Genomic DNA, 22,336 nt, shown 5'->3' on the forward strand with positions numbered 1-22,336 from the left:
ATCAGGCTGCGGGGTGGGTTTTATCAGATGCGAAGGTATTTTCTTGGTAGCGACCATAGCTGTAATAAGCCGCACAAGCCCCTTCACTGGATACCATACAAGACCCCAAAGGGTTCTCCGGTGTGCAAGGATCGCCAAACAAAGTGCAATCCCGTGGGGATTTAACGCCGCGTAAGATCGCGCCGCACTCACAAGCTTTATTTTCTCGTGTACTGCGATACTCAACCGTAAAACGCTTTTCGGCATCAAATTCGGCAAAGGCATCTTTAATACGCAAAGCGCTATAAGGCACAACACCTAAGCCTCGCCATTCAAATGAGCGGCGCAGTTCAAAGGTATCTGCCACGATGGATTTCGCTTGAACATTGCCCTCATAAGTCACCGCGCGGGAAAACTCATTCTCAATCTCCGCACGACCATCGTTGACCTGCCTTACTAACATTAAGATCGCCTGCAACACATCCAGCGGCTCAAACCCCGCTATGACCACAGGCTTTTGATACTCTTCGGCGAAATAGTAATAAGGCTGTGAACCAATCACGGTACTTACATGAGCCGGTCCGACAAAACCATCTAAGCGCAGAATACCCAGTTCTCTAACCTCTGGAGATTCCAATATATTACTGATAGCAGCTGGGGTCAGAACGTGATTACAAAAGACGGTAAAGTTCTTCAAACCTAGCTTTTGTGCCTGTCGAATCACTAGAGAGGTCGGCGGGGTTGTCGTTTCGAAACCTATGGCAAAAAACACGACCTCTCGGTCTGGGTTATCTTGCGCAATACGCAGAGCATCCATGCAGGAATACACCATCCGTACATCCGCCCCCTCCGCTTTAGCTTTTAGCAAGCTACGTTTACGTGAACCCGGCACACGCAACATATCGCCGTAAGAACAGAGAATAACTTTATGCGTAACCGCCAATTCGATGGCTGAATCCAAGCGATTAATCGGCAGTACGCACACCGGGCAACCTGGGCCGTGAATCATTTTCACATTGCTAGGTAGCAGATCAGGAATCCCATAGCGGAAGATTGCATGGGTATGTCCACCACAAAACTCCATAAAGTGATAATCCCGATCAGGATCGACCTCTTTAGCAATTTTGGCTGCAATCTCTTGAGCTAGTGCGCCATCGCGATATTCATCAACATACTTCATTGTGATGCCTCTATCGCTTGTTGCTGCTCAAGTTCGTCTAACTCTGCAAACAACGCTAAGGTTCGAGCAGCTTCCTCTGGATCAATCTTATTCAGTGCATAGCCTACGTGCATAATGACGTAGTCTCCTACAGCCAGATCGGCAATCAGCGCTATATTGATCTCTTTTCTCACCCCACCTATATCTGCAATTGCAGACTCGGTATCAATAATCTCTTCAATACGAACAGGAATGGCTAAACACATAGCGACTCTCTCTCATTATTCTTGTTCTTGCTCTTGTCGTTCTTATTTTTGTTTTGACGAGCCAAGTTAGCTCGTTCTAAGGCGATCTGTGCTTGCCCTAGCGATATAGAACCGTCATTACATGGCAGTTTTTGTGCCGTAATCACTTGTAAATTTTGAGCCTCTAACTGCTCGGTGACCCCTTGAAGTAGAAGCTGATTTAAAAAGCAGCCTCCCGCTAATACCACTTTATTGATCCCTTCTTTTACTGCGCTATCAGCCACCCAACGCGGTAGCGCTGTGATTAGCTGTTGATGAAACAAAGCTGCGCCGTACCCTTGATCCTCACAATCAAGTAAACGGACAAATAATGGCTCTAAATTTAAAGGAGACTGCTTCGTTTCAATCAGTAATGCTTCGTTCGGCCATGGGTGTGATTTAAGGTAACGATAAGCTGCTGATTCAAGCGCCATGGCCGCTTGTGCCTCATAAGCATTTATCTCTTTCAATCCTAGTAAGGCAGCCACCGCATCAAATACCCGCCCTGTACTGCTGGTCATCGGTGTATTGATATTTTTCTGTAACAACTGGCTGATCATAGGAGCTGCTTTGTGGTCACCAAAACGAGCTTCAATCTGCTCTGTTCGATCTAACTGAAACAATACACCTGAAGCTACCCGCCACGGTTCTTTTGCAGCACTGTCTCCTCCGGGTAGAGGGATTGGGTTTAAACTAGATAGACGCAGATAATCTCCCCTGCTAACCTTGAACAGCTCTCCGCCCCAAAGCGTGCCATCATCACCCAAACCCAAGCCATCTAGGGCTAGACCAAGCACAGGCTCTTGAACACCACACTCTGCCATCACTGCAGCAATATGGGCATGATGATGCTGAACCTGCAACATTGGTATCTGATGCTCTTGGCTAAACCGTTGAGCAAATCCAGTGCTGTAAAACTCAGAATGAAGGTCGGCAACCACAAGATCCGGTTGGATGTCCAACATAGCGCTTAGTTGCTCGACAGTATGATTGAGCTGGCGGCAACACTCAGGGTTATCAAGATCACCTATATACTGCGATACGTATGCACGATTACCTTTGGTCAGGCAGACCGTATTTTTAAAGTATGCTCCAACCGCCAAAACAGAAGGTAACTGCGCATCGGTTGCAAAAGGTAACTTAATATATTGCGGCGATAACCCTCGGCCACGCCTGACCAGCTCACCACGTTGCTCAGCAATAATCGACACTACAGAATCATCGCAACGGGTGTGAATATCACGATCATGCATCAGGTAGCCATCAGCTATCCCCTGCAGTTGAGTTAGCGCTTCTGCGTTGTCGATTACTTGAGGGTTGCCACTGCGGTTTGCACTGGTCATCACTAGGAGTAGATCCTGTTTTTCCGCGATCCAATGAATTCCTTCTGGGCTGCCAGCTGCTCTGTGAAACAACAAATAATGTAGAGGCGAATGAGGTAGCATCACACCTAGCCACGCTTGATCAGGTGCTAACTCTTCAGGTAATGGCTCTTTAGAATCGAAAGCCGGCTTTTCGCGCTTCGGTACGAGACAAACAGGCGCATCCATCGCTTTGAGTCTTTGTACCCGTTGATCCGTTAGCTCAACATAGGATTGCAAAGATTCAGGGTTAGCCGCCATGACCGCTAAAGGCTTTTCATCGCGATGTTTACGCTCTCGTAACCGTCTAATTGCTTCTGGGTTTCGAGCATCGCAAGCCAGATGGAAACCTCCCACACCTTTTATCGCAACTATTTTGCCCTGTTGGATCAATACAATTGTTTGTGCAACTGGATCATCACACTGCAATTGTTGCCCATCTTCAGCATAAAAACTGAGTTGCGGGCCGCATTCACCGCATGCAGTAGGCTGGGCATGGAATCGTCTATCCACAGGATCGGTATATTCCGAATCACAACAATGACACAACCGGAATTTCGCCATAGTGGTATTGGGGCGATCGTAAGGCAAAGCCGTGATTAGACTGTAGCGAGGGCCACAGTGAGTACAATTAATAAACGGGTATAGATAGCGGCGATTGTTTGGATCGAACAGCTCACTTAAACAGTCCTGACATACCGCAGCGTCCGGTGTAACAGAAAGATCGAGTTCTCCCTGCTCACTCTGAATGATTTTAAACTGGGTCAGACCTGTTTCTATTGCAATAGAGCTAACATCTAGAGATTCTATCTCTGAAATCGAAGGTTGTTCAGACGTCAGTTGAGCAACAAACTGATCAAGTTGAGCCTTGTCGGCTTGAGCAAAGATCGTCACCCCTTTTGGACCATTCGCCACAGATCCGATCACCCCAAAGCGTTGCGCGAGGTTATACACAAAGGGACGGAAGCCAACCCCCTGTACTTGACCTCGAATTTCTATATGCAACGCTGAAACTGCCATACTCATGCTCTGATCTTTTAATGGAAATCTTTATTCAGGCCATATCGTTCCAGCTTGGAGCGAAGTCCAACTCGGGACAATCCAAGCTCCCTTGAAGCCTGACTTTTATTCCAACGATGACGAATAAGTGTTTCCCTTAAAATACGCTTTTCCAAGGTTTCGATACGCTCTTTTAATGTGCCATCCAAGCAAGCCAGCACTTCTGTCTCGGCAGTCTCTTCAACCGGCGCTGCACGTAACACACGAGGACTCAGCAAATCCGCGGATAACCACTCATCCTCTGCTAACACCAACATGCGGCGAATCTCGTTCTGCAGTTCCCTAACGTTACCCGGCCAGCAATAACGGCGCATGCAATCTAACGCTTCGTCAGTAAAACCTTTTGCTGGCTTATCAAACTCTTGAACCGATTTAGCCAAGAAGTCTTCAGCTAATACAGGGATATCCATAGCTCTACGCTCTAATGCTGGCAGTTCAAGGGTAACTTCGGCCAATCGGAAGTATAGGTCCTGACGGAATCGGCCTGCTCTGACCTCTTCTTCTAGATCACGGTTGGTAGAGGCCACCACGCGAACATTTACCTTTCTACGCTGGTGTTCGCCTAGACGACGAACTTCTCGTTCCTGTAGAACACGTAACAATTTCACCTGAAAAGCGGGGCTAATTTCACCGATCTCATCTAGAAAAATCGAGCCGCCATCAGCGCGTTCAAACAAACCAACATGATCTGTAATCGCCCCAGTAAACGAGCCCTTCTTATGCCCAAATAACTCTGAAGCTAACAACTCATCCGGCATAGCACCGCAGTTTTCAACCACAAAAGGACGCTCTGCTCGTAAACTGTTGTAGTGAAGCGCTCTAGCAAACAGCTCTTTACCGGCACCGGAAGGCCCAGTCACTAAAACCGAGACATCATAAGGGGCAATTTTCGCAGCCTGTTCACACAGGTCGTTTAATGGACTCGTCGAATGTCTGCGAATTTCATCCAATTGGTAAGTCTGTTTGAGATGCTGTTTTTTCTCTTTAACATTTTGCTCTACTTGAGAAGCGGAGTGCCGCATCTCCATCGACAGTAGTTCATTTTCATTCTGTAATTCATACAGACGACAAGCTCCACGAAGAATAAGCAGAAGGTTGTCTGGGTGCCAAGGTTTAGTGATGTACTGCAAGATTCCGGCTTCATTTAAGCCTTTAATGATATCTTCAGAATCGGTGTAACCGGATAGGATTAGTCGTGCCGTTTGTGGCCAACGCTCACGAACCTCAGTTAAAAACTCTACACCAGTCTTCCCTGGCATACGCTGATCACAGAGAATGGCATGAAATGTATGTTGCTCTAGCAGATGAAACGCCTGATCCGCACCTGTCGCTGTCAGAACATCAAATTCTTCATCTAAGGTACGCTCTAGCGTTTCTAAAGAGCGCACCTCATCGTCTACACAAAGTACTAAAGGTCGTTTTCGAGTAGGCATTAGAGAAGGGCCTCAAACTGATGGATTTCAGACTTCAGCTGATCAATCCGTGTCTGAATCATCCCTTTTCGATTTTGCTCTAACCATTCCTGCCACTCCTGCATACCCTCGCCAGACTTCGCAGACAGTTTTAGTACTTTAATTTCTGGATTTACTTGGCGCGCAAATTCAATGCATTTTTCCACGTCAAAATCTAAATGCGGTAGCAGATCCGTCTTATTCAGAATCATAAGATCAGCAGCATGGAACATATCTGGATACTTGAGCGGTTTATCTTCACCCTCGGTCACAGACAAAATAGCGATCTTATGTGCTTCACCAAGATCAAATGCTGCAGGACAAACAAGGTTGCCGACATTCTCAATAAAGAGGAAACCACCTTGCAGATCATCTAAGTTATCTAACGCATGACCTACCATGTGAGCATCTAAGTGACAGCCTTTACCCGTATTAACCTGTACTGCAGGCACACCGGTTTCTCGAATGCGGTCAGCATCATTAGCGGTTTGCTGATCACCTTCAATCACCGCAACTTTGCGCGATTCTTTTAAGCGATTGATAGTTTCTGTCAGTAGCGTTGTTTTACCCGAACCCGGACTAGAGACTAGGTTGAGAACAAACAAGCTTTGCGCTTCAAAACGCGCCCGATTAATCTGCGCATAGCGATCGTTCTTACCTAAGATATCCTGTTCAATCTGCACCATACGGCTTTGACTCATATCCGCTACATGGGCATGAGCTGGGCCTTTGCCAAAATGCAGATCTTCACCTTGCTTCTCGATCACATTATCGTCATGACCCTGATGATGCTTATGCTCGCTATGAGAATGATCATGATGAGCACCCTCATGATGAGAATGCTCATGTGTATGCTGACCGTCGATCTTTACATTGCCTTCAGCGCAACCGCAAACAGTACACATTATTCCACCTCCAGCTCTTTAATTCGCATCTCGTCCCCTTGGACGACTTGAAGTTGATAACTGCCGCACTCAGGGCAACTATCGTAGCGTTGGCTAATTGGAACGTTTTTCAAGCACTGCATACAGAATGCCTCACCAGGTATATTTATTATTTTTAGTTCAGCACCCTCAGCGAGGGTACTACGCGTTACCGCTTCAAAACAAAACGTTAACGCTTCTGTTTCTATCATTGATAAAGGGCCAAGTTCTAGCCAAACAGTTTTTACTCGATCGTACTGCTGCTCTTTGGCTTGATCTTCCAGCACTTGGACAATGCCTTCCGCAATCGACATCTCATGCACGATTAATTGACCTCAACTTCATAAGCTACACATGGGTCTACTGATAATATTAGTTTACCCACCAGATCCGCTGCTTTATCTTCCGGAACCCTAACGCCTTCAAGCATACTGACCAGTGTTCCTTGCGGATGAAAATTCCACTCTGTCGGCGCAATAATACGATACTGATCGATTTGCTCACCTTCGTTATGACGGCTGATGTTCACTCGATGGATTAAAGCGCCTCTTGCAGCCTCAACCCAAGCAAAACCGGGTTTATCGGATCTGATAAGCAGTTCATCATCGACCTGTAAAAGCCGATGAGGCATCGCCTTTAACTCTAACAACAATGCCAAAAATCTCTGAGCAATGGGATTGATCGTAAGTAGCCTCGATTCTTTAATCATTGAACGCTTACAATTACGTGTCCAGATACTTGTTTCAAAACAACCACCCTCACCTTGAGGCAAGGCACAGAAGCGTTGCCCCTTCTGCTTCAGTTGCCAATCCAAGTAGTCACTCGACAAGTCCATTTCTGGACAAGACGGTCCTAGATTAATGCCATCATATCTATCACTCAGATCTGCAACCGCTTTTCCGATAGGGTGTGTCTGGCTTTGCGCATATACCGCTTCTTTAAACTGCAGTTCATCAGGCCCTGTAAAGCTTTTCAACATACCCTCGAGCTCACTAATAAAACGCGGTAGCGGGAAACGCTTTTCCGGCATAAAAGGATTTAACCGCAAACACCAAGACAGCCGTGTTCGAAAGTCAGCAAACCAATTTAAAAGCTCAGGCAAATTTAATAGCTTTTCGCTGCCCAACCAATCACGCCCTAAACGCAGACCTAGCTCTTTTGTCGTTTCCGCAAGCAGTAATAATTTACGAGCCTGCAATACATCGGCATCACATGTTTTCCCTTGTACCGATTCAATCGCTGTTAATGCTGCAATGGTTTGAGCACAACTGCAGAGACTGAACAGTAAAGGAACTCGCTGTACTACCTCTTTTGGGCTTTTACCTTCTAATAGACGCGTTAATTCAGTAGGTCGCGAGGACTTAACATTTACGTTGCGAATACATCCGTCGAGATAATCCACCCCCACATTGATTTTACCTGCAAGATTAAAACTACCGTCCATAGAGTCACCTAAGGCTCGTCTGCAAAGGCTGCAGTCATAAATTTACGTCGACTTAGACCTTCTTTGCTTTTGGCGCGAACGACACTCGGGTTGTCAGTTCGCTCTTCCTGTTCTCTTTTTTGCGCTTCTTTAGCTAATTGCAGATCAGTCTTGCCACAGTTTTCAGTATTCAATACTGCTTTCAGCACCTCTTCTGCTATAAGAACCGCGGCCTCTTGATCAGCAAACTCAAGCATTGGAGAAAACAGAGAACAACTGCCGTACGCCCCTAAGGCCTCACTTCCAGCATACAAAAATTCATAGCTTCCAGAAGGCAGCGACACAATCTTTTTGCTCCCCACTTGAGCCTGATCATATTCTGGCTTTTCTTCGGAGATCAGAATCAGGTTCATACACCAAGGGGTAATCAGTACAGCTAAACAACTTCCTTCAAGAACAGAGCCTTCAACAACATCTACTTGCAAAGCGGAGTTATAAAACTCCAACTCAGCCATAGTGAGAGCAGCCTCTTGATAACTAGCTTTCAGTTGTTGAAATAGATCCACCGCTAATCGTCCATCACCATAAATTGGTCTTTTTCACCATCGCATTCAGGGCAGCGCCAATGATCAGGAAGCTGACTAAAAGGTGTACCAGCTGGGATCTGCCAAATATCATCCCCTGCTTCTGGGTCGTAAACATGCCAACAAATTTTGCACTCTAGGCGTGCATCATCAGCTATACGATCACTGTCTCCTAAGTAACTACCTTCGAATCCTTGATAGCTTGTCATACCAGAACCTCACGGATCTCAATCAAGCGTTCATACGAATCATTTAGATCTTCTGGGGCCGCGCAAGCAACTAGAGGAATATCGGTGATTTCTAAGGTATCTAGAATCAATTGATCGGTACTGTTGAAATACTGAACTCGCCATAAGCCATCAACACAAGTTGAGGTGATACGGCAGTTACCATAACCACGCGATAGGATTGTCACTGGGCCTTGCCCTACAACTTGGTCCAGATAGCTGTGATCTTGTGGTGAAAATGGCAGGAGCGATAGATTAATCACATGTGGTGCTTCAGGTTTTTCAGCTTGCGTACTGTAGACCAATGAAGCCTCGGCGATTTCAATCAAAACAGACGGAGCATTCAATACACCATCTGGAATCTGCAACTGCTCGGCATTCAAAGGCTGAAATGATTGAAAAGCTTGCTCTCGGCTGACAGAGGGCACATCCGCAACTTCGATCGATTCACGAATAACATCGCCGTTTTTATCAAATTCTCTTAAGCGCCATACACCCGCTAACACCGTTTCTTGTGCTTTGATCTCTGTCTCACCCGATAGAGTCAAACTGACTTCACCCTCGCCCAAAATCTGGTTAATCAGATCCAGATCAGGTTCTGGCATTGCTGATAGCAACATAACAGGAGGTTCATCACCAATGCGATAGGTTTTAAGGTGATGTTGTAACTGCTCCATCACAGCAAGTGCTTGAGGACACTCCGCTGCCTGCTCAGGTTCTGGCAAGATTGGAATATCATAGCTATCCATTTCTGAAGGCATCTTCATATAGTCTAAAACCATATCACCTTCTTCTTGGCTACCCGGCCCCATTGGAACATTGACTAGAGGGATACCATTGTTTTCCATATTACTCACCTTTTACTGACCACAAGCAGATTGAACAGGATTAACCACCACAGGTATGCCAATACCCGGATCACGACGGGGTTCTAATGCAAGAATGCTTGGAATTTCGGCAAGATAGATATCCCAATCTTGAACCTTACTGATGGTTCCTAAATAACGCCCTTCTTTTAAAAACACTAAGGAGGGCCAAACGGTAAAGTTGTATCGCCCTTGAACCTTCTTTTCATACTCAGGTGCTATAATCGCAGGCGTTAGCTCAGGAAAACGCTTTACCAACTCAGGAAGAATCACTGCAACATCATTACTTTCTGGGAAACGATGAGCCTGCTCTGTACAGAACAAAACTGTGTATTTTTGATCTTTAATGAAACTCTCAAAACTCTCTTCATTAAGGAGCGGATAGCCCCTTTCAACAATCAACTGCTCTATCAGTGGAGAAGTCATATCCAGCTCTCTTATTTTTTATTCTGTAGATGGGGTGGCAACTGCGGGGGGTGCTCGATTAAATCAGAAAACAACCGATCAACATCAGCGGTATCCCCTTGCATAATGGCTTGAACAGCAGTGAGTGCGTTGCGAATTTCTGCAGCCCTTTGTTCGGTCAATACCTCACGAGCAGCCCCCAGAAAAACGAGAACCCAAGTGCCTGCAGGTTGGTCACCTAATAGGGACAGATCGATACGCTCAATCTGGTCTCCATTTTCACACTCCGCCGATAATCCATCACAGCATACAATTCTCATTGGTATGCCAAGACACATTAACTGGTACCTTCGGTCGACTTAATAAATCGTGGATCACCCTGTCGAAAAGCTTCATATTCAGATGGTCGACCACCCTCATATGAATTTAATCCCAACTCACCCGGGGCCAACTCTTCAGGAGTGCAATTATCGCCCATTGGCTCAACCCCTAATTTTTTAAGGTAAGCTAGAGCGATCTGAATGGCAGGCTCGATTTGAACGCGAACAGATTCACGCAGGCTGCCGCCAAAGTCTTCTAATTCAACTGGCTGGCAACCGATGAGGAGCAAGTGCTTTGGATAGCTGCCTGTAAACTCAGCCATGGCCAACACTTCTTGAAAACCAGTTTGATGAAGGCTCATCTGTTTAGCCCCCATAAACTTAGGCACGTCATCATCATGTATGACTTTTAACGTACCCGGTTCCAAACCGTAGTCGATGGCATCAAACACGACAAGCACATCAGCAGCTTGCACATGTTGCACAAGGTAGATCCCTTGCGTTCCACCGTCCATTAACTTGGTTTTATTTGAAAAGCGGTAGTTTTGATTCAGCGTTTCGACACAACGTACACCAAACCCTTCATCCGCCCAGAGGATATTGCCTATTCCGAGGATAAGCACTTTTTTATCTTGATAGAGCGTATCTTCTATCATTTACAGCACACCCGACTCTGTCTTTAAATTATTTTTGTTATTGCAGAATCAATTTACAAAGAATGTGCCAAGTCATTAATAATGAATCAAACGCCCGTGACGCCTCACTCTCAAGCAAACAGACAAACAGGAAACACAAGCCAACCAGAATAAAACCTTTCAATTTACAACAAAACCGAAAACTTACTTACCACCCATAGGGTTTCACATAAGTTATTGGTCGTATAACATCCAGTTCTGCTATACTGTCCTTCGATTTTTTTGCTGTTTCGGAGTGATCAATTCCCACATGACTGAAGATGAGTTATTCAGTCGGCTCGCTTCACTTTCATCAGAGCAATTGGACGCCATTCATAACAAGCTGTTACAGAAAGTAGAACAAAAGAAAGCTGAACGAGAGCGACTTAAAAAACTACCCCCGCGAAACTCCAACGACTTGGAAGCACTCGCAGATATACAAGGTTTAGATTTAAGCTCACTGCTTCGCGATGCCAAACGCTATTCCTAAAATGGCATCTAATGAATGTAACGTGATAGTTTGTAGCAAAACGATTTTCACGCTTTATCGCGCATAAAGCATTTACACGATTTATTTCTAGATACAGGACATTTTCCATGGGTCTTGCTGATAAAGTATTGGCTGTTAATAACGATCTCCCTATTCGTACTGATCTACCAGTCCATAGCGGCAAAGTTCGCTCTGTTTATTGGTTAACAAAAGAAGACAGCCAACGCCTGATCAAAGAGAAAGGCTACAACGTTCATGAAGGTGCTGAACTTGCAGTCATGGTGATTAGTGACCGCATTTCTGCCTTTGAATGCATCTGGACAGGTGAAGGCGGCATGCAAGGCGTACCTGGCAAAGGCGCTGCGCTAAACGCAATCTCTAACCACTGGTTTAAACTGTTCCGAGAAAACGGTCTTGCTGACAGCCATATTCTAGACATCCCTCACCCACTGGTTTGGATTGTTCAGAAAGCAAAACCTATTATGATCGAAGCGATCTGCCGTCAATACATCACTGGTTCAATGTGGCGCGCATACGCAAAAGGCGAACGTGAATTCTGTGGCATTCAAATTGCTGAAGACCTAGAAAGAGATCAAAAGCTACCTGAGCTGCTTATAACACCATCAACCAAAGGTATTCTGAAAGGTGTTCCGGGTGTTCCTGAGGTAGATGATGTAAACATTACTCGTAATGACATCGTCAATAATTTCGAAGCATTCAAGTTCCTGCAAGCTGATGATGTTGAACAATATGAAAAGCTTTTGAAAGAAGGCTTTGAAGTAATCAGCGGTGAACTAAGCAAGCTCGATCAGATCTTTGTAGATACCAAATTTGAGTTTGGTTATGTCACTGATGCTGAAGGCAATGACAAGCTTATCTACATGGATGAAGTTGGCACGCCTGATTCCTCTCGCATTTGGGATGGAGAAGCTTATCGTGAAGGCGAAGTGATCGAGAACTCAAAAGAGGTTTTCCGTCAGGAACTGCTAAACCACTTCCCTGACTCAGATATTCTAGTAAACAAAGACCGTATGGAAGAGCGCTATGCCCTTGCACGCGACAACGAGCTGCCAGCTGCTTTGATCCAAAAAGTTTCTGACACTTATGTAGGTATTGCTGAAAAGATTATCGGTCAAAAGCTACAACAATCTGATAATCCTAAAGCGGAGATTATTGAGATTCTGCGCGATGAGTACCAATTGATCGATTAATCATTTGTTACGATCCCAGCTCGAAAAAAGGCCGCTTACTTTAAGCGGCCTTTTTTCGTTTTAGTTCAAGCGTACGCAATTTTTGCCATCGCCTTTGGCTCGATATAAGGCACTGTCAGCTCGCCCTACCCAACTTTCAATACTCTCACCTTTAGAATATTGAGCAACACCAAAACTACTGGTCACAGCTTCAGGCAAGCCAAAGTCATATTTTTCTATCGCCCCTCTAAACTTCTCTGCTATAGCTCCGGCATCTTGCAGGTCTGTTTCTAGCATCAAAAATAGAAATTCCTCTCCACCCCAACGCCCAAAACGATCCGTTTTACGAGACTTAGCTGATACCAACGCTGTTAGCTCTATTAACACTTTATCGCCTTTAACATGCCCGTAGGTATCGTTTATCCCTTTAAAGTCATCAATATCAAAAAATATCAGCGATAACTTCCAATCATGGCGCTGTGCCAACGAAGTAAACTCTTCAAGCTCAGTGCGCAGTTTACCTCGACTTAAAATCCCTGTTAATGCATCCTTTTCAGCAATAGTCTGGAGCATTTTGTTGTAAGAAAGCATATGAAGATAACGATATAACCCAAGACCTGCCAACACAGCAACAACCGCTAAAATTCCCCACAACAAGCGATAATCAACAGAATGCTTATGTTCGATCTGAGCCCAACGTCGATAGATATTTTTATGCTCTTCAGCAGAAATAGACGCAATCGATTTATTTATCGCATTCATTAAATAAGGAGAGCTATCTTGACCAACTGCAACACTGATATCCCAGTTATCGCGTAATTGATCGCTCAACACTATATTATCTATCTGTTGTGAACGCAGAACATGGGTAATGCTGGTGTGCCCTCCAACAAAACCATCGATTTCACCGGAGAGTAACATGCGAATACCCTCTCGATTTTCTCTGACCGGTACGATTGTCATACCCGGATAACGGTCACGCAAAATATCATGAAACGCAGATTTATCGACCACACCTATGGTCATATTAGGCAATGACTGAGCATCACTATCAGCCTTTAAAGCAACAACAGCAGGAACGCTCAAATAGGGATGAGAAAATTCTAGATAACTACTGCGATTGATCGTCTGCATCGCCCCAGCAATAACTTCACATCTATCTGTTTTCGCATACTGAATAGTCTCACTCCAGGTTTTTGTGGGTATAACCTCAAAGGGTATATTCAAGTTACCCAAGATCAACCTGAGATAATCAGCCGCCATTCCTACATGTCCGCCATTCTGGAATGACTCGTACGGATACCAATTCGGATTAACACAGACCTTAACTTTGCCGCGATTTTGAATATAGGCCAATTCAGCTTGGCTTAGACGAAAAAGATTACTAGGTGGGCGGTAGACAAAATCAGAGAAGTCATAGCCAAGGAAAATACTACCAGTGATGAGATAGACCTGAGCCATCTCGTTGAATTTATTCACCGATAATGTGCCAAAATTACCATCCTTATCAAAGGCAACTTCCTTAAGTTCTTCTCCCTCAAAGACCAAGGCATCGATACTTTTTCCTTGAGAGTTATAACTATCAAAAATAACTTGGGCAGTTTCTTGAATATTATCAAAGGCATACATCCAGCCTTTAATCGATGCACGATAAAACTTATCGACAATTTCAGGCCTTTTCTCAATGTACTCGCGGGAGGTAAATAGAATATCCGAATACATATCAAAACCGTAATCCTTAGGATGAATGATATTGTACTCAACCCCTTGCTGATCCATTAAGTAGGGCTCATTAGAAATATAAGATGCTATTGCATCTGTTTTGCCATCAATCAGATCTTGTACATTATAGCTATGCTGCTGCTGTTCGAAATCGGATAAAGTAATACCTGCCTGCAATAGCATAGCAATGATTTCACCGACTTTTTTAGCATCATTGGTAATCATGATCTTCCGATCCTTCAGATCGGACGAAAGTAATATGTCTGAGTCCTTTCTGCTTAAAAGCATCAACGGTGACTGCTGATAGGCAGCAAACATTGCAACCACGTCAGCACCCGCATTTTTATCAATCAATAACGAGGTACGCCCTACCCCAAATTGACTATTACCCGATGTAACTTCCCCTACCAGATCGATACCGAAATCAAACTCTTTCAGTGAGACATCTAGACCTTCTTCTGCATAGAAACCTTTTTCGATCGCCATATAATAACCGGCGAATTGAAATTGATGTTTCCATAACAACTGCAAACTTATTTGTTCTTGGGCGTGTACAGAGGTAACGAAAAAGAAAAATAAGATCACTCGAACAAAAGTGCCCATTGAGTATTCCTTAGACAACAGTAATGCGCTTTTTCTAGTGTAGAACAGACAAAAGTAAATAAAACTTAGCAAGTTTAATTTCTTTTTAATTTTATCACCTCCATCTGATTAGATGTATTGCAGTGATCTCTATTAACTGTAGATACGTCTTACTTAGCTTCTTTATTGAACACTAACTAACTGCATGAAAAACATACAGTTCCTACAAAAATTAATACAAAAAATGATCAGTATGTTAAATATTAAAGTATAAACTTAATTAATTGTTGTAATAAAAGATCTAACGGCTATAACTATAATAACAATGGATGTAAACAGTAGTTGGATTACTGTTTGGTCTGTGGGGGACCAGCCAGGGATCGAACTTGATTGTTCATGGCATTATTGATTTTTTCTCCGAACGTCGTGGGGACATATAATGTTATTAAGCGGTTTGAGCATTCGCACTAAGCTCGTTCTTACTTCCATACTCCCGGTTATTGCTGTAGCCATCATTATCGCCACCTCTCTGTATGAACTAAAACAGTCAGACGATGGGGTTGCGCGTATCTATGAAGACCGAGTGGTACCTCTTGAAGATCTAAAACTCATCGCAGATGATTATGCGGTTTTTGTTATCGATGCCGTTAACAAAGCTAATGCTGGGATTATGACCGGTGAAGAAGCTTTGAAAGGCGTTAAAGACGCACGTGCCGAAATTTCTGAAAAGTGGCAGAAATATATGGCCACTACACTTACTGCTGAAGAAGCACAATTAGCTAAAGAAGCTGAAACCCTATTTATAGCGGCAAACCAATCTTTGGATAGACTTGAAAGCGCTATGGGCTCAATGAGCAGCGGTAACATTGCCGGTCAGCTACAAGATTTCGATGGCCCGCTGTATGACACCATTGATCCAATCAGTGAAAAAATTGCAGAACTAATTAGCCTTCAGCTTCGTGTAGCTTCTGAAGAGCGTGAAACCATCAGCGATGCTTACGATACAGCAATCATAGTCATGGTCGCTTTGGGCGCAGCTGTTGTAGTCCTACTGAGCATTCTAAGCAAATTGGTATACCACTCTATCCGTAATCCGCTAGATGCGCTAAGCCAATCGATGGATAAAGTGGCTAGCCAATCAGACCTAACCGCTGACGTACCAGTGCAAGGTAACGATGAACTCACTGAGATCAGCTCGAACTTTAACAAGATGTTAGGCCACCAGCGCAAGCTGATTGGTGATATAGGTAATGCAACTCATCAACTAGCTTCTGCAGCGGAACAGATGTCTTCAATTAGCTCCCAAGCGAACCAAAGCATCAATAACCAGCGCCTTGAAATTGAGCAAGTAGCGAGCGCTATGAACGAGATGGTATCTACCTCTCAAGACGTGGCAACCAATGCTGAACATGCTGATAGCCAAGCTCGCATGATGCTTGAGCAAGCCTCACAAGGTAACGAGATCGTATCCGCAGCTGTAGCCTCTACAAATTCTCTTGTGGGTAACGTATCGCAGGTTTCCGAGCGTATTACCGCAGTTGAGAACGACAGTGAGAGTATTGGCTCGATCATTGGCGTAATCAACGATATTGCGGAACAGACTAACCTTCTGGCACTGAACGCTGCAATCGAGGCGGCCCGTGCGGGTGATCAAGGTCGAGGCTTCGCCGTAGTAGCGGATGAGGTTAGAACATTGGCGCAGCGTACTCAGCAATCTACTACCGAGATTGAAAACGCAATTGAGCGCTTACAATCCGGTACACGAACTGCTGTATCCGCAATGGAACAGAGCCAGCGCGAAGCAGAACAAGCGGGTAGCAAAGCATCTGAAGCCGGTGATGCACTGCAAGGCATCTCTGAAGCCGTGGGTATGATTACTGATATGAATACTCATATCGCCTCTGCCAGTGAAGAGCAAACCAGCGTAGCCGAAGAGATAAACCGATCGCTCGTTGCTATCAATGACGCTTCGCAAGAATCAGCAGACGGTGCAACTCAGATCTCAGCAGCCAGCGAGCAATTATCTCGCCTATCTGTCGATCTGAATGGAAAAGTGAGTCAGTTCAAGATTTAATATTTCTGACTCAGCTACTGAAAGCGCCCTATAATCAGGGCGCTTTTTTATTTGTAGGGATTAATCTATGCAACTATTTAACGCCTATCACGCCCACATATATTTCGATGAATCTACATACACCGATGCCGAAACACTTGTGCAAAAAGCGAGCGAAGCGTTAGAGGTAAAAGCAGGTAGGCTTCATCAAAAGCCGGTAGGCCCTCACCCAACAGGCAGCTGCCAACTGAGTTTTAGTAGCAACCAGTTCGCGGAAGTTGTCCAATGGCTGAATTACCATAGAGACAATCTCGATGTCCTTATTCACCCAGTGACTGGGGATGACCTTAAAGATCACCGTGATTACGTCATGTGGTTAGGAAAATCTTACGAAATAGATCTATCTATCTTTATTGAACGACAGAAACAATCTAATCCAGCGTTGCAATAAAAGCGCGCGCACGCTGCTTGCCAAGCTCGATAAGTGGCTCAGCTTTATGGAATTCCAAGATACCGCAGGCATTTCGAGGGATTTCAATGACGCCATTTGGCGGATAAGCCGCTAACTTCTGCCGAGCAATAGTTCCCTGCATGGTATCGAAGGCCTGATGAGCAACATCGTACATACTCAATGAGCGACCTTCCTCTTCATCTGACTTATATAATTTTTCGACAAAGCTATGCACCCGCTCTTTGAAACTAAGATCCGTTTCCTCTTCATGTCTCTCTTCAATAAAGAGTCCATGTTCAACAGCGCCGCCTAAATTTACTGCAAAGATCTGATCGGTTTGATCATTAAAGCAAGGCGCGATAGGAACCGGATTTAGAATCCCGCCGTCAACAAGGAAAGAGTCTCGATACGGTACGGGAGAGAAGAACATCGGTAACGAAATAGACGCCCGGATCGCATCAAAAAGAGATCCAGAACTCATCCAAACCTCTTTTTCATCGTCGATATCAGCAGCGATTGCAGTAAATCGAATAGGCAGATCTTCAATTTTCCAATCGCCGACTAACTGGACTAAGGTGTCCATTATCTTATCGCCCTTCACAAGGCCATCAGATCGCCACGTCAAATCGAGCAAACTTAGGATATCCGTCTTATCAATCGCCCGGACCCAAGCCTCAAATTCAGCTAATTTTCCAGCAGCGTATACCCCACCAATCAAAGCGCCAATAGAACAACCGGAGATCGATTCAATCTTATATCCAGCTTGTTCCAGCTCATGAATAATACCTATATGAGCTAGACCTCTAGCACCACCGCTACCCAGTACTAAGGAAATTGACTGATCTTTCATAAACTAAGCATTCCTTACTTCGATATTATTCCGAAAAACACTATGATCTATTCACAATGAAACAGTTTTAATGAACCGTACAGACCATACAAGGATCGAAAGAACGAACTATATGCTGTACAGACACTGGTTCTTTTTCTCCTTCGTGAACAGGTGCTCCTACTAAAGCTTGCTCTAAAGCCCCTGGGACAGATTGCCCATCTCTCGGTGAGAAATTCCATGTTGTAGGTGCAATGATTTGGTAATTACTAATTTTGCCTTTTTCAACATTGATCCAATGGCCCAAGCTTCCCCTTGCCGCCTCAATCATACCTACGCCTGAACCCTCTTTTGGCATTTGCCCATGGTGGCAGAATTCAGCCTGCGGATTAAGTTGCGTTGCCCATTTCTGCATTTGAGGAATCACTAGTGCAAGCTCCAGCAATCTGGCAATAATACGATTCTCAACATTACCACCAGAACGGTTAACAAGGTCAGAGATAAGCGGATGACCATTAATAAGCTGCCGGGAAAGTGCGCCGACTTCCATGACTTGGCGATTAAATCTTGGTGCTTTACACCAAGTGTAAGCGTCTTCATTAGCAAGAGACGGGTTAGTTTTACCCTCTTGAGGTGGTAATGGTTCGGGCTCAGATTCCATCCAAGAGTATGCTAGGTCTTCTGTGATAGAACCTGTCGCTAATACGCCTGTCTCTCCATGAAAATTTACCCCCGATTTAAACATCGGCTCGCCCTGTAGGGGATAATTTCCATAACTTAAAAACTGGTTAGTGCTGCGGCCTAAACTTTTCAGCTCTAAATCAGCACTTAAATGTAAGAACGTTCGGAAATCGCTCTGACTCCAATGCTCCTCTGAATACCATTGTTCCAGCGCTGATAGAGAATCTAACTCACCGATCTCTTCAAGATCTGCACCAAAGAGCTGCTCTTCAAGAAATCCTCTAAACGCAGACAAAATAGTTAGCAGTCTAATCCTTTCTTGAGATTCGATTGGTTTCGTTGTCCCACCTGGCTGAAGGCTTAAGGTATGTGGCCACTTACCCGCCATCAATCCCATCAGATGCAGAAACTCAGCTCGAGCCGGAAGCATAGCGCGTGTTGCTGTACCCGTTTTAGCTTTAAATCGCTTACTCACAGTCGAAAACCAATCCTCACCTGCATAAATATCGCGACTAAAATCAGGCATAAAGAACAAGTAAAAGTGGGTCAGCAGATCCGTCATATTTTCGTTAGCTAACACGAGGTTGGTCGCTAGCTCACCATTCTCTGGCATTTCGAGCTGCATCATATCCGCTAATGCTCTGGCACAAGCGACTGATTGACTTACCGAGCAGATGCCGCAGATACGTGGGGTATATACCAACGCATCCATCGGATTTTGCCCGTGCATAATCCGCTCAAACCCTCTAAACATAGGAGAGTTCACCCGCGCCCCACTAACCTGCCCATCAGCAATATCTAAGCTAACTTCTAGATCACCTTCCACACGATTGAAAGGCCCCACAACAATTCGGCTCATATCTAACTTTTTCTCTTATGGACTGTGGGTGGGTATATAAGTGTTTCCGAGGTCGCATTCTTACGCAGACGCTCCGGCGTCGCAGCTTTCGAAAGAGAGGCCAAAGCGACAAACCAAGCCTTTGGCATATCTGTAGGCAACCCAACTGGAATACCGGCAACTTTCGGAGTCTGCATAAAACTATGCATAGGCTCTTCAAACTCGGGCGCTGTGCAATTAATGCAAGCATAACCACCTTTGGTGCATGAGCCCTCACCATTCCAAGGGCGAGTATTACAATCAGCATGCGCTTGAGTACCAAGGCACCCCATATTTTCCATCATGCAGCCTAGGTCACCGGGGGTTTCAGCACTGGCTTTGTACTCATAGAATTCATTACGACTGCAACCATGATGTACTAAATGATCTGCATACATTCGAGGACGGCCAAATTGATCTAAAGCCTCTTCAGTGTGCTCTCCTAACGCCAAGCTAATCAAGGTTTCTGTTACCCAGTTAGGATGCACAGGGCAGCCGGATATATTGACCGTATTGAAACCAGAGGCAGAGCGATATTCAGCCCCTAAAATGCCACCAGGGACTTCCCCTTCAAACTGTAAACCAGCAGCATCTGTAATATTATCGCCTGCTGCTGATATGCCGCCATAAGCTGCGCAAGAACCAATCGCGACTGTATATTTTGCTTTCTGCGCCAATTTTTGGACCCAAGCCATCATCGGCATATTGGTGCCGCCTAACATATGAAATCGGCCTGTACCTTCAGGTCCTCTGGGCACAGCCCCTTCGATACACAATGCATCTAGCTTGAGTTCATCTGCGAGGATATTTTCTAAAAGTTCAGTCACTTCTGAGCCTGTCTCTTCACTCAGCGATGGGTGCCATAGCAGATTGATATTGGCGGCTTTGAACGTAGAGATTAAATCGGGCGATTCAGCATTCAGGAGCGACATAGAACAGCCACCACAACCCGCGGATTGAAGCCAAAGAAGATTAAACATCCTTCGCCCCCTCAGTTGGTAACACTAAAACAGCCATTGCCCCACCCTCATCGCGGTTAAAGATGCGTAGTTCACCGCCATGCTCTGAGACGATGCCATAACTGATCGACAAACCTAAACCCGTACCCTGACCAACAGGTTTAGTGGTAAAGAAAGGGTCAAACAAGCGAGATAAATCATCCTCACAAACACCCGGCCCAGTATCACTGACCTTAAATTCGACTCTGTCGTTAAATGATTCTGCTTCTAGGGTTAAACATTGCTGCTCACAACCTTGCATGGCATCAACAGCGTTTTGCACGAGATTCACAACCACTTGGTGGATTTGGCCAGAGTGCCCAACCGCTTTTAGGTCTGAAGGGATAAGATCAACAACCTCTACCGGCTGTTTACTCTCTTTAATAATCCAGTGCAGCGCCGTTCTGATCACATGAGTTAGATCGAACACAGTTTTCTCTGATTCTTGGGTTGAAGAGAACTGTTTAAGATCATTCACGATCTCTTTAACTCGGTCAGCTCCCTCCATAGTGCCAGCCACCAGCGAGTTAAGATCGCGGATTAACTTATCTAAACGTAGCTCTTCACGCATCTCTTTGAGTTTGTCTCGAGACTGCCCCTCGTTGATCGCATCGAAGTACTGACTTAATCGATCGGTATAGCGCTGCAAAGCATGCATGTTGCCATAAACAAAACTGATCGGGTTATTCAGCTCATGGGCTACACCGGCTACCAAGCGACCTAGAGAGGCCATCTTTTCTGATTGCACCAAACGCTCTTGCGCCAACTTAAGTTCGGCATGGGCACTATTGAGCTCGATATAAGCTTTTTGTAGTTCGCCTAATGGCCGCCCGATTAACACCATACCGACAAGACGTCCACGATGATTTTTACGTGGCGAGCAGTTCATTGAAAGCGGTACAGAACCATCTATCCCCTGCAGTTCGATCTCACAATCACGCACGGGCTGAACACGTACCTGATTAATCAAGCCGTTAACCTTTTGTAAAAAACGGGGATCAACTAGATCGGTAAAGTGATTGCCAACCAGCTCTTCACCTAACTTGCCTGTTAACATCTCTAAAGCGCGGTTAACTTGTTGTATCTGTCCTAAATGGTCACACACAATCAGCACATCACTCATAGAACTCTGAACACTATCCAGAAACTGCTTATTTTCTTGCAGTTCAGCATTCTTCTCTTCTACTTCGACTTGAGAATGCACAAGATCAGCATACGCCTCATCCATTTTTCGGATGACACTAACCCAAGCGTCATCAATACCCGGATCCAGCTGTGGCATATTATTCTTATCTGACATAGTGGTTCTTGAACTCACAACTCACTTACCTTGAAGCAAACTATACCATTAGGATTCCTATTCCTGCTGGCACTTAAGGCAATATAGGGATTCAGGTCGCGCACTTAATCTCGCAAATGAAATCAACTCACCGCAACCTTCACAAAATCCATATTCTTCATTATCTATTTTGTGTAAAGCGTCTTCGATCAACTGGATACGCTCCTGGCACTGACATAGGTTTGCCTTCGCCATACTTTGCTGTTGCAAAGCATCACCTCTGGATACACGGCCAAAAGCTTGTTGATCGAGATTCACAGGTTCCGCAGCATGCTTTAACGCAGATGCTTCCTCACCCAGCTCATCTCGTAACTGATGGAGCTGTTTAAGTAATGTATCTACTTGAGTTTCATCAATAAAATCAGCCATACACGCCTCATACGAATCCAGCTTCAATCAACCTAATATA

At 44.9% G+C, this 22,336-nt stretch carries 23 protein-coding genes; 4 read left to right on the forward strand and 19 right to left on the reverse strand.

The features are described from left to right. Window position 1: 1 nt before the first annotated feature. The 13 genes from hypD to ACMXYO_RS11530 are packed head-to-tail and all read right to left on the reverse strand — an operon-like array spanning window position 2 to window position 10,697. A complete protein-coding gene (hypD, locus tag ACMXYO_RS11470; protein WP_415885245.1) occupies window positions 2-1,159 on the reverse strand; it encodes a hydrogenase formation protein HypD in 1,158 nt (385 codons plus the stop codon). Further along, window positions 1,156-1,404 carry a HypC/HybG/HupF family hydrogenase formation chaperone gene (locus tag ACMXYO_RS11475; protein WP_415883977.1) on the reverse strand — a complete coding sequence of 83 codons (249 nt, stop codon included), beginning with the start codon at window positions 1,402-1,404 and terminating at the stop codon, window positions 1,156-1,158. The genes hypD and ACMXYO_RS11475 overlap by 4 nt, the downstream gene beginning before the upstream one ends. Further along, window positions 1,395-3,809, reverse strand: coding sequence for a carbamoyltransferase HypF (hypF, locus tag ACMXYO_RS11480; protein ID WP_415885246.1), 2,415 nt, complete (start codon window positions 3,807-3,809; stop codon window positions 1,395-1,397). Before hypF ends, ACMXYO_RS11475 begins: the two co-directional genes overlap by 10 nt. A gap of 11 nt (window positions 3,810-3,820) precedes the next feature. Beyond that, window positions 3,821-5,275 (reverse strand): sigma-54-dependent transcriptional regulator, encoded by a 1,455-nt coding sequence (locus ACMXYO_RS11485; protein ID WP_415885247.1) that lies wholly within the window; start codon window positions 5,273-5,275, stop codon window positions 3,821-3,823. After that, complete coding sequence (gene hypB / locus ACMXYO_RS11490) at window positions 5,275-6,198, reverse strand: hydrogenase nickel incorporation protein HypB (protein ID WP_415885248.1); 924 nt, start codon at window positions 6,196-6,198, stop codon at window positions 5,275-5,277. The genes ACMXYO_RS11485 and hypB overlap by 1 nt, the downstream gene beginning before the upstream one ends. Further along, on the reverse strand, window positions 6,198-6,530 hold the full coding sequence (gene hypA, locus ACMXYO_RS11495; protein WP_415888098.1) for a hydrogenase maturation nickel metallochaperone HypA: 333 nt from the start codon (window positions 6,528-6,530) through the stop codon (window positions 6,198-6,200). The genes hypB and hypA overlap by 1 nt, the downstream gene beginning before the upstream one ends. A gap of 11 nt (window positions 6,531-6,541) precedes the next feature. Next, window positions 6,542-7,660 (reverse strand): nickel-dependent hydrogenase large subunit, encoded by a 1,119-nt coding sequence (locus ACMXYO_RS11500; protein WP_415885249.1) that lies wholly within the window; start codon window positions 7,658-7,660, stop codon window positions 6,542-6,544. Window positions 7,661-7,668: 8 nt separating this feature from the next. After that, window positions 7,669-8,205: a [NiFe]-hydrogenase assembly chaperone HybE gene (gene hybE / locus ACMXYO_RS11505; protein ID WP_415885250.1), complete on the reverse strand. Its 537-nt coding sequence runs from the start codon at window positions 8,203-8,205 to the stop codon at window positions 7,669-7,671. Between the two features lie 2 nt (window positions 8,206-8,207). Next, complete coding sequence (locus ACMXYO_RS11510; protein WP_415885251.1) at window positions 8,208-8,432, reverse strand: rubredoxin; 225 nt, start codon at window positions 8,430-8,432, stop codon at window positions 8,208-8,210. Continuing rightward, window positions 8,429-9,298, reverse strand: a complete 870-nt coding sequence (locus ACMXYO_RS11515; RefSeq protein ID WP_415885252.1) for a hydrogenase expression/formation C-terminal domain-containing protein — start codon at window positions 9,296-9,298, stop codon at window positions 8,429-8,431. The genes ACMXYO_RS11510 and ACMXYO_RS11515 overlap by 4 nt, the downstream gene beginning before the upstream one ends. Window positions 9,299-9,310: 12 nt before the next feature. Then, complete coding sequence (locus ACMXYO_RS11520; protein WP_415885253.1) at window positions 9,311-9,742, reverse strand: hypothetical protein; 432 nt, start codon at window positions 9,740-9,742, stop codon at window positions 9,311-9,313. Between the two features lie 11 nt (window positions 9,743-9,753). Next, a complete protein-coding gene (locus ACMXYO_RS11525; RefSeq protein WP_415885254.1) occupies window positions 9,754-10,041 on the reverse strand; it encodes a HypC/HybG/HupF family hydrogenase formation chaperone in 288 nt (95 codons plus the stop codon). Window positions 10,042-10,058: 17 nt separating this feature from the next. After that, on the reverse strand, window positions 10,059-10,697 hold the full coding sequence (locus tag ACMXYO_RS11530) for a HyaD/HybD family hydrogenase maturation endopeptidase (RefSeq protein ID WP_415885255.1): 639 nt from the start codon (window positions 10,695-10,697) through the stop codon (window positions 10,059-10,061). 274 nt (window positions 10,698-10,971) lie between these two features. On the opposite strand from ACMXYO_RS11530, the gene ACMXYO_RS11535 reads away from it, so the two are divergent. After that, the gene (locus ACMXYO_RS11535; RefSeq protein ID WP_415883966.1) at window positions 10,972-11,205 is read left to right on the forward strand and encodes a hypothetical protein; all 234 of its coding nucleotides are present in this window, start codon (window positions 10,972-10,974) and stop codon (window positions 11,203-11,205) included. A gap of 107 nt (window positions 11,206-11,312) precedes the next feature. Beyond that, complete coding sequence (locus ACMXYO_RS11540) at window positions 11,313-12,416, forward strand: phosphoribosylaminoimidazolesuccinocarboxamide synthase (protein ID WP_415885256.1); 1,104 nt, start codon at window positions 11,313-11,315, stop codon at window positions 12,414-12,416. A gap of 60 nt (window positions 12,417-12,476) precedes the next feature. Here ACMXYO_RS11540 and ACMXYO_RS11545 read toward each other — a convergent pair whose 3' ends face one another. Continuing rightward, window positions 12,477-14,720, reverse strand: coding sequence for an ABC transporter substrate-binding protein (locus ACMXYO_RS11545; protein WP_415885257.1), 2,244 nt, complete (start codon window positions 14,718-14,720; stop codon window positions 12,477-12,479). A gap of 418 nt (window positions 14,721-15,138) precedes the next feature. On the opposite strand from ACMXYO_RS11545, the gene ACMXYO_RS11550 reads away from it, so the two are divergent. Then, window positions 15,139-16,773 carry a methyl-accepting chemotaxis protein gene (locus ACMXYO_RS11550; RefSeq protein ID WP_415885258.1) on the forward strand — a complete coding sequence of 545 codons (1,635 nt, stop codon included), beginning with the start codon at window positions 15,139-15,141 and terminating at the stop codon, window positions 16,771-16,773. Between the two features lie 67 nt (window positions 16,774-16,840). After that, window positions 16,841-17,203, forward strand: coding sequence for a DOPA 4,5-dioxygenase family protein (locus tag ACMXYO_RS11555; protein ID WP_415885259.1), 363 nt, complete (start codon window positions 16,841-16,843; stop codon window positions 17,201-17,203). Here ACMXYO_RS11555 and ACMXYO_RS11560 read toward each other — a convergent pair. From ACMXYO_RS11560 to ACMXYO_RS11580, 5 genes are all read right to left on the reverse strand, one after another. Then, window positions 17,184-18,053, reverse strand: coding sequence for a patatin-like phospholipase family protein (locus ACMXYO_RS11560; RefSeq protein WP_415885260.1), 870 nt, complete (start codon window positions 18,051-18,053; stop codon window positions 17,184-17,186). The genes ACMXYO_RS11555 and ACMXYO_RS11560 overlap by 20 nt on opposite strands. Window positions 18,054-18,120: 67 nt before the next feature. Next, window positions 18,121-19,572: a nickel-dependent hydrogenase large subunit gene (locus ACMXYO_RS11565; protein WP_415885261.1), complete on the reverse strand. Its 1,452-nt coding sequence runs from the start codon at window positions 19,570-19,572 to the stop codon at window positions 18,121-18,123. 2 nt (window positions 19,573-19,574) lie between these two features. Further along, window positions 19,575-20,570 (reverse strand): HupU protein, encoded by a 996-nt coding sequence (locus ACMXYO_RS11570; RefSeq protein WP_415885262.1) that lies wholly within the window; start codon window positions 20,568-20,570, stop codon window positions 19,575-19,577. Next, window positions 20,563-21,888, reverse strand: a complete 1,326-nt coding sequence (locus ACMXYO_RS11575) for an ATP-binding protein (protein ID WP_415885263.1) — start codon at window positions 21,886-21,888, stop codon at window positions 20,563-20,565. Before ACMXYO_RS11575 ends, ACMXYO_RS11570 begins: the two co-directional genes overlap by 8 nt. Before the next feature lie 57 nt (window positions 21,889-21,945). Beyond that, window positions 21,946-22,296, reverse strand: coding sequence for a TraR/DksA family transcriptional regulator (locus tag ACMXYO_RS11580; RefSeq protein WP_415885264.1), 351 nt, complete (start codon window positions 22,294-22,296; stop codon window positions 21,946-21,948). Window positions 22,297-22,336 lie beyond the last annotated feature (40 nt).

The sequence above is a fragment of the Neptuniibacter sp. QD37_6 genome (assembly GCF_047778085.1).
Lineage (GTDB): Bacteria > Pseudomonadota > Gammaproteobacteria > Pseudomonadales > Balneatricaceae > Neptuniibacter.

Excerpts from the sequence above, each read along its gene's own strand:
- ACMXYO_RS11550 (WP_415885258.1), top strand. The coding sequence starts at position 15,139 with ATGTTATTAAGCGGTTTGAGCATTCGCACTAAGCTCGTTCTTACTTCC.
- hypB (WP_415885248.1), bottom strand. The coding sequence starts at position 6,198 with ATGTGTACTGTTTGCGGTTGCGCTGAAGGCAATGTAAAGATCGACGGT.
- hypA (WP_415888098.1), bottom strand. The coding sequence starts at position 6,530 with ATGTCGATTGCGGAAGGCATTGTCCAAGTGCTGGAAGATCAAGCCAAA.
- ACMXYO_RS11510 (WP_415885251.1), bottom strand. The coding sequence starts at position 8,432 with ATGACAAGCTATCAAGGATTCGAAGGTAGTTACTTAGGAGACAGTGAT.
- ACMXYO_RS11485 (WP_415885247.1), bottom strand. The coding sequence starts at position 5,275 with ATGCCTACTCGAAAACGACCTTTAGTACTTTGTGTAGACGATGAGGTG.
- ACMXYO_RS11565 (WP_415885261.1), bottom strand. The coding sequence starts at position 19,572 with ATGAGCCGAATTGTTGTGGGGCCTTTCAATCGTGTGGAAGGTGATCTA.
- hypD (WP_415885245.1), bottom strand. The coding sequence starts at position 1,159 with ATGAAGTATGTTGATGAATATCGCGATGGCGCACTAGCTCAAGAGATT.
- ACMXYO_RS11515 (WP_415885252.1), bottom strand. The coding sequence starts at position 9,298 with ATGGAAAACAATGGTATCCCTCTAGTCAATGTTCCAATGGGGCCGGGT.
- ACMXYO_RS11580 (WP_415885264.1), bottom strand. The coding sequence starts at position 22,296 with ATGGCTGATTTTATTGATGAAACTCAAGTAGATACATTACTTAAACAG.
- ACMXYO_RS11530 (WP_415885255.1), bottom strand. The coding sequence starts at position 10,697 with ATGATAGAAGATACGCTCTATCAAGATAAAAAAGTGCTTATCCTCGGA.
- hypF (WP_415885246.1), bottom strand. The coding sequence starts at position 3,809 with ATGAGTATGGCAGTTTCAGCGTTGCATATAGAAATTCGAGGTCAAGTA.
- ACMXYO_RS11570 (WP_415885262.1), bottom strand. The coding sequence starts at position 20,570 with ATGTTTAATCTTCTTTGGCTTCAATCCGCGGGTTGTGGTGGCTGTTCT.
- ACMXYO_RS11500 (WP_415885249.1), bottom strand. The coding sequence starts at position 7,660 with ATGGACGGTAGTTTTAATCTTGCAGGTAAAATCAATGTGGGGGTGGAT.
- ACMXYO_RS11545 (WP_415885257.1), bottom strand. The coding sequence starts at position 14,720 with ATGGGCACTTTTGTTCGAGTGATCTTATTTTTCTTTTTCGTTACCTCT.
- ACMXYO_RS11555 (WP_415885259.1), top strand. The coding sequence starts at position 16,841 with ATGCAACTATTTAACGCCTATCACGCCCACATATATTTCGATGAATCT.
- ACMXYO_RS11575 (WP_415885263.1), bottom strand. The coding sequence starts at position 21,888 with ATGTCAGATAAGAATAATATGCCACAGCTGGATCCGGGTATTGATGAC.
- ACMXYO_RS11475 (WP_415883977.1), bottom strand. The coding sequence starts at position 1,404 with ATGTGTTTAGCCATTCCTGTTCGTATTGAAGAGATTATTGATACCGAG.
- ACMXYO_RS11520 (WP_415885253.1), bottom strand. The coding sequence starts at position 9,742 with ATGACTTCTCCACTGATAGAGCAGTTGATTGTTGAAAGGGGCTATCCG.
- ACMXYO_RS11560 (WP_415885260.1), bottom strand. The coding sequence starts at position 18,053 with ATGAAAGATCAGTCAATTTCCTTAGTACTGGGTAGCGGTGGTGCTAGA.
- ACMXYO_RS11540 (WP_415885256.1), top strand. The coding sequence starts at position 11,313 with ATGGGTCTTGCTGATAAAGTATTGGCTGTTAATAACGATCTCCCTATT.
- ACMXYO_RS11525 (WP_415885254.1), bottom strand. The coding sequence starts at position 10,041 with ATGAGAATTGTATGCTGTGATGGATTATCGGCGGAGTGTGAAAATGGA.